The organism is Pisciglobus halotolerans (genome assembly GCF_900113675.1).
Lineage (GTDB): Bacteria > Bacillota > Bacilli > Lactobacillales > Carnobacteriaceae > Pisciglobus > Pisciglobus halotolerans.
Genome location: NZ_FOQE01000050.1, coordinates 1 through 9,681, shown reverse-complemented (window position 1 = coordinate 9,681; position 9,681 = coordinate 1). Strand labels below are relative to the sequence as shown.

Sequence of the window (9,681 nt, the reverse complement as noted above, 5' to 3'; positions counted from 1 at the left end):
AAATCTTGGTTTAACAGGTCTTTGCGTCCTTCACTTTTCACTTTCGCTTGCTTGCCAGGCTTGTACTTTTTCAGGGTGATTGAACGTAAGCCCAACTTTCTCATCAGTTTTTGTACTTTCTTTAGGGACAAGGTCTCGCCATGGCTAACAAGAATCTTATGAATTTTAGGCGCACCATAGATACCCTTGTTTTCAAAGGTAGATCCCTGAAATCAAGCGACTTAAGCGTTCGTTTTCTGTTTGGCGCTTGGAAGGCTTCTTTTTCTTCCAGTCATAGTAGCTGGATTTTGGTACTTCCAAAACAATACACATTTGTTTTACGTCATGATTATGAGCATTTGACTGAATAAATTCGAAGACATCACTCGTTTTTACTTTTGAGCGAATATGGTTAAAGCCTTTTTTAGGATGGTGTTTTCCTCCTGCATGCGGGCCAGTTCCTCGACCGATTGACCTGACTGGTTTAAATCAAGGATTATCTTCTTAAAGTCTTCATCAAATTTTTTCTTGGCTTTTACTATCTTGGACACGTCCTTTTCTTAGTAGTTAAATTCTACCAAATCGTGTCCATGAAATCATCCTAACATCATGATAAAGATTTCTCTGGAGACTTTTAACCAATTGAACATATGGATGTTTATAGACTGTTTTTAACATAGTGTTGAGTTCATTATTTTGTGCTTCAACTAGAGTTTCTTTGATTTCATTTATCGAAGAAAGTGAATTTGAGAATTTTTATAGCAAAGAAGAATTAAATGATTTCTTAGAATATGTTAGAATATGTAAAAGAAGATTTAGATTTGAATTGGTACACATATTTCAGATTATTAGCATACAGTGGTGCACGAAAATCAGAAATACTGGCTCTTAAATGGTCCGATATAGATTTCGATATATCTCTACATCAATATTAATAAAACACTCACTAGTGGATTAAATAACAAGATTATCATGCAACCTACGAAAACAGTGAACGGTCGTAGAATAATTGATATAGATTATGAATCGATGAAGCTTTTAAAGCAGTGGAAGATGTATCAAGCTCAATTCATGCTGAAACTAGAGTTTAATACGAATACACCCGAACAGCATGTTTTTGCGAATACAAAAAATAACTTCTATTCGATTAATGTACCAAATGACCGTATGAGAAATGTACAAAAACGGAATGGGCTCAAACAAATTACCGTTCATAGGTTGCGACACACGCATTGTAGTATCCTCTTCTCTATGGGAGCTTCAATAAAAGATGTTCAGACTCGTCTAGGACACACTGATATTCAAACAACAATGAATATCTATGCTCACGTGACAAAAGAAGAAAAGAAAGACACAGCAGATAAGTTTGCTAAATTTATGGAAAATTAAATAAGCTTCACAAAGGGAATAAATTAATAATCACTTTCAGCAAGGTTTAAATAAATAGTAGACCCGTACATTTCGATATTAGAAGGAGGATTTTACATGAAAAAAATTAATTACAAAGAAATTAATGACCAGCAGTTGATTGATGTTCGACCTCAACATGATTATCAAGCAGGTCATATTAGCAAATCGCTTAACCTTAACCCAGGTAACTTCAAAAAGTATGCCGCTTACTATATTGATCTAAGCAAACCGATTATTTTTATAGTTGGCTCTGAAGATAAAGATAAATTAGAGAAGCTTTCTGAGGTAGCCAATGAATTAGGGATTACCCAACTGGATGGCTATCTATTGATTGATGAAGTACCTGAAGAAATTTTCCAGACGACGGAAACAATCCCAGCTGGCGACTTCTTAAATAAATCCGATGATTTTATATTACTTGATGTAAGGCATCCAGATGAAATTACCCGCTCAGCCCCTGAAAAAAATCTGGTGAATATTCCATTTGAAGAATTAGTTGATAATTACCAGTCATTGGACACAAGTAAACAGATTTATACACTATGCGGTTCAGGAAATCGTAGTACTGCTGCGGCCTCATTCCTGGAATCAAAAGGATTCGATCCAAAAGTTATCGAAGGTGGCATGAAAGCCATACAAGAAGTAAAATTTAATAATTAAATTAATGCACGATGCTTTACAATAATATTCTAAAAAGAAAAATCCATTACCATTTTTGGAGTAGTAATGGAAATGGTAATGGTTGGTAATGGTTTATAGCAATTGTAAGCAAAGCTTTAGAATTAAAAAGGCTTCCTACCAGCGTTTAGAAGCTGTTAGGAAACCTTAGTAAAGCTATTATGGAGATAAGGGGGCTCGAACCCCTGACCTCTACGCTGCCAGCGTAGCGCTCTCCCAACTGAGCTATACCCCCGTAAAGGAACAAGTTCCATTTAGTAGTTTATATCAATTTCCGCTATTTGTCTATACTAAAAATACTTCAGATAGGGTAGCAATTTTTTTAACTTTCTTTTAGAAAACAGGCAAATGGAATTATTCAATTGCCGAATAAAAACTTCTTCTTGTCGAAGCTTAATGCCCCTCTTCTCTGCACTATCCATTCACATTCATAATCTTGCTTAGTTATTCTTTTTTGACCTATCTTGCTTGATCACCTTGTTTTTTCATATTTCATAGATAAGGAGTAGCTGACAGGGATGAGATAATCTTTGATTCTTCTTATCCTCTTCCGTATAATGACATTACAGCACAAATCACGATGAAGGTTGAAATTCTTTTTTTCGTGGTATTCTTTTTTTTTGAAATATGATCAGACATAATAAGGAGTTTGATGAAAATGAAACTTGCGGAAGCACTGGTTTTACGACGTGATACCCAAAATAAATTAAACAATATACAAGAAACACTCTTAGCGAATGCTTATATTCAAGAAGGCGATACATTGGATTTCAGCAATGAAGAACTTTTAGCAGAACATAACGAAGTGAACAAGATGCTTTCTCACTTGATCACTTCCATTAACAAAAGAAATCATGAAACAATCATTGATTCCCTTCAAATGACACTGGCGGAGGCTTTGGAAAAACGAGAGACTCTGCGCAGAGAGCACAGTCTGTATACACGGATTGCTGAAGCTGCTACTATTCAGCCTCGCTATAGCCGAAATGAAATCAAAATGATCCGCACAGTTAATATGAAAGAAATCACTAAAAAGATTGATATTCTGGCAAAAGAGATTCGCGAGTTGGAAGTCAGTGTCCAGCAAACGAATTGGAGTACAGATCTATAAGCTGTTAAAATAGGGGCGGGTAAACAGAGGTGGATGCAAAGCTGGCACGGCTTCAGTGCATACTATGCGGTGCTGGGCAGCAGCACATAATCTATTACAGATGACTGCTGATCATTTTATCTAGCACACTTTACTATTTACAATTTAACCACCATGCATCAATCTGTTTGGACGGGAAAAAACTTCTGGTTGCTTTGCTTCCAGAAGTTTTTGTTTTTGAGCAATCAGTATACCTCGTTCTTTTTGTTGTTCAACCTAAACATTGTAGAACCAAAAAAAGCTTTGAAGTTGTCGAAAGAACCAACATCTTCAAAGCTTTTTCTTTATAAAATATGGAAGCGGCGGGAGTCGAACCCGCGTCCAGACATATCGTCACTTCGATCTCTACGTTTATAGTTATGCTATTTAGGTTTCGCTTGATCTTAGCCACATAACCAGCATCGAATCTCGCTAGTCTGATAATCTCTTCTGAATCTTACAGACGGAAAGATTCAGCGTATCCCACTGATTATAGGACCCTTACTCGAGTACATGGGCGATACCGAGAGGATCTACACTAAGCTGTTATTACGCAGCTAAAGCGTAAGAGTTGTTTTCGTTTTTAGCAGTTATATTTAACTGTAACGTTTTTACGTAGCCGTAACCTACGAAACGCAATCCAAGCTCGACCTATGCCTGTCGAATCCGTAACGCCCCCTTGAAATAAAAGGGTTATTGCGGAAAGGAATTTTTATCATTTGATTAGCATCTATCCAACTCTTGAATACATTATAGCATACGCTCATCAAAAAAGAAAGTATGTTCGCTTTTTTTCTATAGATTCTAATTTGTTATTTCATCATCTAAATTGATCATTGCAATTTTCTAAGGGTGCTGCTTAACATATGTCCTGTTTTTTTGGTACACTAGAAGGAGATATCATGACATAGGAGGGATTCGTTTGGAACAAGAAATAAAACAATTGCAGCGTTATATTGATGAAGCAAAAAAAATCGTCTTTTTCGGAGGTGCCGGTGTTTCAACAGAAAGTGGATTACCGGATTACCGCTCACAAGAAGGAACTTATACAAAGCTGGAAAAAGAACATTTGAATCCTAAAATCGTGATGAGCAAACGCTATATGTTGGAAAATCCAGTAGCTTTTTTCAATCGTCCAAATACGCAAAAAAAATTACGGCCTAAACCCAATGCAGGACATCAATATTTGGCTGACTTGGAAAGAAGCGGCAAAGATGTAAGAATCATCACTCAGAATGTTGATGGCTTGCATCAAAAAGCAGGCAGTAAGCTGGTCGTGGAACTGCACGGAAATAATAGACGCTTTTACTGTATGAAATGCGGACGCGAATATCCGCTTAATGACATGCCCCGCGATAAGGATAATGTTCCACGCTGTCCCATCGATCAAGGGATCATCCGTGCCGATGTGATCTTATTCGGTGAAAACTTAGATCCGCGTGTCCTTGAACGCAGCAAAGCATTGTTAGCTGATTCAGATTTATTGATCATTGCTGGTACGTCTCTTTCTGTTTATCCAGCTAAAAATCTCGTTCGTCACTTTGGCGGGAAGCGAGTCGTGGTGATCAATAAAACACCGATTGATGTGCCTGATCTGCAGGTCGATTTAATGATTGAAAGTGAAGTAGGCAAAACGTTGGAGCAACTGACCATTTGACCAAGCAAAACGTTTGATCGTTTTTTATAATAGACAAAAAAGCAGCTGACCAATAAGTGCAGCTGCTTTTTTTTAGAGCAATTCAAAGTGTTTGAGTGCTTTAGCAATACCGCCATCCAAGTTGCCGGCTGTAACAAAGTCGGCTGCTTCTTTGATTTCCGGTTTAGCATTATCCATTGCCACACCTACATCTGCATAACGAATCATTTCAATATCATTTGGACCATCACCGAATGCAAAGGTTGGGATATCTTTGAATTGTAGTTTATTTACCAACTCTTTGATCCCAGTAGCTTTTGATTTATTTTTATTGATCGTATCCATACTGTAAGGCGTATTCCGATAAAATGACAATTCTGGAAAACGATCAATGAAAGTTTGGTCATATTGTGGTTTAGTGTTAAAGACCAATGCCATCAATATTTCTTCGCGCAAATAGATATCGGAATCAACTTCCGGTACAGTTGAGTGAATAAACTTGTATGCATTGACCATCGCTTCTGTTTCTTTGGTGGCTTTGATTTTGTCTGCTGTGTAAAAGGATAAAGCAAAATCATGTGCATCTGTTTCCTCTTTCAAACGAACAAGTGTATCTTTAGGCATTACACTGCGGTAAACTTCTTCACCTTCATAGACGATGTATTGTCCATTCAATGTAATAAATGAATCGATCGGTGTGGAATCCAAGACGTGTTGGATTTCGAGCGGACTTCTGCCAGTGGCGATAAAAGGAACACCGCCATTTGCTTTTAATTGCTCAAGTACTTGTATGACATCCCGATCCATCTCTGAACGCTCGTTTAACAAAGTTCCGTCTAAATCAAAAAAGACTAATGCTTTTGGGGACAAGTGAAAAACTCCTTTTGTTTTCTACTTATTCATCGTATACCGGTTCGAATCAAAAAACGATGGCTGGTTGCTACCGTTTTTTCAACTTACTTTCACTGTTGACGCTTCTTTTACTTTAAAAGACCGTTTCACCCAAATCCATCAACTCAATATTTGCGCTCATCTTATTAAATGTTTTTTGCCCATTTAGTTAATCGATTTTTTCGATATCTTTGAAGTGTCTGACTTCATTATACCGTTCTAAATGATAAGCTCCATCATGATAATTGGCAACAGAGACACTAGCATTCAATAATGGTTCAGGATCAACCAAGTCAGCGACTAAGTTATTCAACAAATAACGAATCGTATTGCCGTGTGCGACAACCAATACCTTATGACCTGTATCACGATGTTTGTCGATCAATTTGATCATTCCTTGTTCTACGCGTGACCAGAACGTCATAAAGTCTTCTGCGTCATTGAATGGATCAGCTTTTTTTGTGGCATTCATTCGTTCAGGAATGCTAGATAATGCAAACATCTCAGGAATAGAAGGGTAATCCATTTCCTTGATAATGGTCTGCCAAGCATCATCAACATCCGCTCCTTCAAAAGAACCAAAAAAGACTTCTCTGAATTCCGGCATCATTTTGATGGTTAAATCTTCTGCATGCTTATTTTCTTCTAAAATAATATTAGCTGTTTGAACTGTTCGGCTTAAATCGCTCGTATATACAGCATCAAACTTCACGTCTGCTAAGCCTCGTCCGCTTCTGCGAACGTCTTCAGCTCCTTCTGAACGCAATGGCGTATTGCTCCATCCTTGGATCCTGCGGTAATGGTTAAAATAGGTTTCGCCATGGCGTACAAAATAAAATGTACATCCTTCATTCATTTCTATTCCCCCTGCTCGTTTTTGCTTCTGTTCTTCCCTCATTGTACCAAAAAAGACCTACTCGATTAAAGGTTCTCTCTCTTCTTTTTTGATATTGCACTCTATTTATAGATAAGTAGACGATTTACGATAAATTTTTTCTGATATTTCACCATTGCGGTAAGCAAAAAGCAATGCTTTTAGATCAGCTACTTTTTCTTGCAGTTTCTTTCCAGTATCTGTATCTCTAACTTTCATTCTTTCCAACTCGCGATCAACAACTCGGCGCGTAGATACGATGTCACTCTCTTTTTCAATCGCTTCTTTTACAGAAGTAAAGGGTTGGTGAGAAACCAGTACCATACCAAACGAGTTGTACAATAAGGTATATCCAGCCAATCCCGTTGTTCCTTGGTAGGCTTTTGAAAAGCCGCCATCGATTACGATCAGCCGTCCTTCCGCCTTGATGGGATCCTCTCCTCGTTTCTCTTTAACTGGGGTATGTCCATTAATGATATGTCCCTTGCTTGGATCAAGATCAAATTCTGCCAAGATCTTTTCACAGGTTTCAACTTCATTGCGCTTTTCATAATAGACATTCTTTTTTTCAATATGGGTAGCTTTATCCTCAATATAATAACGTTCAAATGTCGTCATTTGGTCTTTTCCGAACAAGGAAGATGCCGGACCTGTCCACAAATACCAAACCAGGTCAAGGTACTTATCGTTATTTTCACGCTGTTGATATAAAAAGCCTTTTCGTACAGCATCTTCAAATTTGTCTAATAATACTTTCCCCGAGACCATTTTTCCTCTAATATCCATTTCCATAAAGCTGCCATCAGGATTCATCGGAAGACAGCCATGAACCAATAAATTATGATTATGCGTTAAGTACATACTGCCATTGTTGATCAGATAAGAAATGTGTTTCTGCAACTGGTTACTGTTTTTGAAAGCCAAAACCAGTTTTTCAACAATCGCTTCTTCTTCAGGCGTCAACTGATAGGGATCAATTGGGTCAATCGTTGGAAAGCTTGTATTAGTCAGTGGATAAGTTTCTCCTTGAAGCGTGATGGTCCCTTTTTCGTAATCAATTTTATTCAAAAGCAACCGATGATCCATATGAAATTCAGGATGACGACGAATGATCGGTCCTTCCAGTTTGAATTGAATGATCGCGATCGCTTGATGAATTTTCGTTAGTTGGATCATTTCTTCCTGCAAAGGTTTCGGTTCGCTCGGATCGATCTTAGGATAAAAGCAGCTGTTTGTTTCGGTAGAGTAAGTTGAATCCGCAAAGTTCCATAATTGCCTTAAAGTAATCCCGTAACCTTCTTCTAGAATATCTAAGTGATGGTAACGCGCTTGGATGCGAATGACATTTGCCATACAAACAGCTGAACCGCTGGCTGCGCCCATCCATAAAATATCGTGGTTGCCCCATTGGATATCCACAGAATGATGTTGCATCAACGTTTCTACGATTTTATCAGGATGTGGTCCTCGATCATAGATGTCCCCTACCACGTGCAGTTGATCCACGACTAACCGTTGGATCAAATTGGACATCGCCGTTACAAAGGCAGCGCCGCGTTCCAATGAAATGATGCTGTCGATGATCTCATTATAATAGCCATCTTTGTTGGCGTACTTATTGTCTTTGAACAGCAACTCTTCAATAATGTAGGCAAACTCATCCGGTAAAGCTTTTCGAACTTTCGAGCGTGTATACTTTGAAGCCACAAAAACACAGACTTCAATGAGACGCGACAACGTCATTCGAAACCATTCTTCTTTTTCATTCTCCGTTTCGTATTCAGATAAAATCAGTTTAATTTTTTCTTCTGGATAATAAATCAAAGTAGCCAGAGCATTTTTTTCCTTTTGCATCAGCCGATCACCGAAGATCTCATTGATTTTTTCTTTAATATTACCTGAACCATTTCTTAGGACATGCTGAAAGGCGTCATATTCTCCATGAATATCACTGACAAAATGTTCTGTTGCTTTTGGCAAGTTCATAATGGCTTCTAGGTTGATAATTTCAGAAGTTGTTGCACCAATCGTTGGATAATCTTTCGCCAGTAAACGCAAAAACTTGTTGCTTTCCTTCATTTAAGCACCCCATTCTTTGAACTATACCATTCAGTATAACATGAAACAATTTAAAAAGGCTAAAATAAAGTAGCTGCTTTTTTAGCCTTTTCTACGTGTTGATTTTACTTGTTTCTTTTTGTTTGATTGCTTTACTGCTCTAAAAGCTGAACAATTTTATCTCTCATTTTTTCAGGGTTCGTCATAGAGCCATAACGTTCAGCTACTTCTCCATCTCTACCAATTAGAAACTTTGTATAATTCCACTTGATTTTTTTATTTCCTGTTTCTTCAACCAAATAACGATACAATGGATGCATGTGCTCTCCTTTTACATCGATTTTTTCATGCAATGGAAAAGTCACCCCATACTTCATCGAACAATACTCCGCAATTTCTTCATTTTTTAATGGTTCTTGATGTTTAAACTGATTACAAGGAAACCCTAGAACAATGAATCCTTCATTTTTACAATCTTGATAAAGTTGTTCCAAGTCTTCTAATTGAGGTGCAAAGCCGCACTCAGAGGCTGTATTGACGATCAGCAGGACTTTCCCCTTATATTCGTCTAAACGATAAGACGGTTTTCCCAGCGGTTTCACTTCGAATGAATAAACAGACATAAAAAAATCTCCTTTCTTTGACTTATTCTCTATGATGAAAAAAGATCGGTTCTACCCGATCTTTTTTATCAGAAACATATATTGATTTCTGTTGCTATTAAACTTGGTTTTTTCGGCTCTATAATATATAGTGTTGGTGGACCAATCGGTTCACTGGCACTATTTTTTGTTTTTAAATGAAAAAAGACCAGTGAACTCCTATAATTAAGTTACCACACAAAAGAATAGGAGAATTCACATGGCCTACACTCATTCTATAAAAAAATTGCTCAATATTAAAGACCCAAATGTTCAATTAGCTGAAGTTCCCGTTACAAAGGAAAAGAAAAAGGATCAAGAATATCTGGTAGTACACGGAAAATTGACCTATCGACCTTCCTGCTGTAAACTTTGCGGCGTCAAA

9 protein-coding genes, 1 tRNA gene and 1 other RNA gene are annotated in these 9,681 nt (G+C 37.5%); 4 read left to right on the top strand and 7 right to left on the bottom strand.

The window, feature by feature from the left end:
• The coding region (locus tag BM057_RS12160; RefSeq protein WP_143074509.1) for an IS3 family transposase at positions 1 to 182 on the bottom strand (182 nt) is incomplete at its 3' end.
• 769 nt (positions 183 to 951) lie between these two features.
• On the opposite strand from BM057_RS12160, the gene BM057_RS10590 reads away from it, so the two are divergent.
• Together BM057_RS10590 and BM057_RS10585 are read left to right on the top strand one after the other, a co-directional pair.
• The gene (locus BM057_RS10590; RefSeq protein WP_092093655.1) at positions 952 to 1,368 is read left to right on the top strand and encodes a tyrosine-type recombinase/integrase; all 417 of its coding nucleotides are present in this window, start codon (positions 952 to 954) and stop codon (positions 1,366 to 1,368) included.
• 96 nt (positions 1,369 to 1,464) lie between these two features.
• Positions 1,465 to 2,049, top strand: a complete 585-nt coding sequence (locus BM057_RS10585) for a rhodanese-like domain-containing protein (protein WP_052181862.1) — start codon at positions 1,465 to 1,467, stop codon at positions 2,047 to 2,049.
• A 180-nt stretch (positions 2,050 to 2,229) separates the two neighbouring features.
• On the opposite strand, the gene BM057_RS10580 is transcribed toward BM057_RS10585, so the two are convergent.
• Positions 2,230 to 2,302: transfer RNA gene (locus BM057_RS10580), tRNA-Ala, on the bottom strand.
• A gap of 423 nt (positions 2,303 to 2,725) precedes the next feature.
• On the opposite strand from BM057_RS10580, the gene BM057_RS10575 reads away from it, so the two are divergent.
• Entirely contained in the window at positions 2,726 to 3,178 is a 453-nt protein-coding gene (locus tag BM057_RS10575; protein WP_092093652.1) for a DIP1984 family protein, read from the top strand.
• 330 nt (positions 3,179 to 3,508) lie between these two features.
• On the opposite strand, the gene ssrA is transcribed toward BM057_RS10575, so the two are convergent.
• Positions 3,509 to 3,875: a transfer-messenger RNA gene (gene ssrA / locus BM057_RS10570) on the bottom strand.
• A gap of 243 nt (positions 3,876 to 4,118) precedes the next feature.
• On the opposite strand from ssrA, the gene BM057_RS10565 reads away from it, so the two are divergent.
• Positions 4,119 to 4,853 carry an NAD-dependent protein deacylase gene (locus BM057_RS10565; protein ID WP_177186246.1) on the top strand — a complete coding sequence of 245 codons (735 nt, stop codon included), beginning with the start codon at positions 4,119 to 4,121 and terminating at the stop codon, positions 4,851 to 4,853.
• Positions 4,854 to 4,925: 72 nt separating this feature from the next.
• Here the strand turns inward: BM057_RS10565 and BM057_RS10560 are convergent, their stop codons facing one another.
• The 4 genes from BM057_RS10560 to BM057_RS10545 all read right to left on the bottom strand — a co-directional run bounded on the left by BM057_RS10560 (position 4,926) and on the right by BM057_RS10545 (position 9,278).
• Positions 4,926 to 5,702 carry a Cof-type HAD-IIB family hydrolase gene (locus tag BM057_RS10560; RefSeq protein WP_092093646.1) on the bottom strand — a complete coding sequence of 259 codons (777 nt, stop codon included), beginning with the start codon at positions 5,700 to 5,702 and terminating at the stop codon, positions 4,926 to 4,928.
• A gap of 190 nt (positions 5,703 to 5,892) precedes the next feature.
• Positions 5,893 to 6,579 carry a histidine phosphatase family protein gene (locus tag BM057_RS10555; protein WP_092093644.1) on the bottom strand — a complete coding sequence of 229 codons (687 nt, stop codon included), beginning with the start codon at positions 6,577 to 6,579 and terminating at the stop codon, positions 5,893 to 5,895.
• Between the two features lie 105 nt (positions 6,580 to 6,684).
• A complete protein-coding gene (locus BM057_RS10550) occupies positions 6,685 to 8,676 on the bottom strand; it encodes a fructose-1,6-bisphosphatase (RefSeq protein WP_047391893.1) in 1,992 nt (663 codons plus the stop codon).
• 131 nt (positions 8,677 to 8,807) lie between these two features.
• Positions 8,808 to 9,278, bottom strand: a complete 471-nt coding sequence (locus BM057_RS10545; RefSeq protein WP_092093641.1) for a glutathione peroxidase — start codon at positions 9,276 to 9,278, stop codon at positions 8,808 to 8,810.
• Positions 9,279 to 9,681: the final 403 nt, after the last annotated feature.

Bases quoted from the DNA above. Each gene is read 5' to 3' on its own strand.
- BM057_RS10590 (WP_092093655.1), top strand. From the start codon at position 952: ATGCAACCTACGAAAACAGTGAACGGTCGTAGAATAATTGATATAGAT.
- BM057_RS10585 (WP_052181862.1), top strand. From the start codon at position 1,465: ATGAAAAAAATTAATTACAAAGAAATTAATGACCAGCAGTTGATTGAT.
- BM057_RS10575 (WP_092093652.1), top strand. From the start codon at position 2,726: ATGAAACTTGCGGAAGCACTGGTTTTACGACGTGATACCCAAAATAAA.
- BM057_RS10555 (WP_092093644.1), bottom strand. From the start codon at position 6,579: ATGAATGAAGGATGTACATTTTATTTTGTACGCCATGGCGAAACCTAT.
- BM057_RS10550 (WP_047391893.1), bottom strand. From the start codon at position 8,676: ATGAAGGAAAGCAACAAGTTTTTGCGTTTACTGGCGAAAGATTATCCA.
- BM057_RS10545 (WP_092093641.1), bottom strand. From the start codon at position 9,278: ATGTCTGTTTATTCATTCGAAGTGAAACCGCTGGGAAAACCGTCTTAT.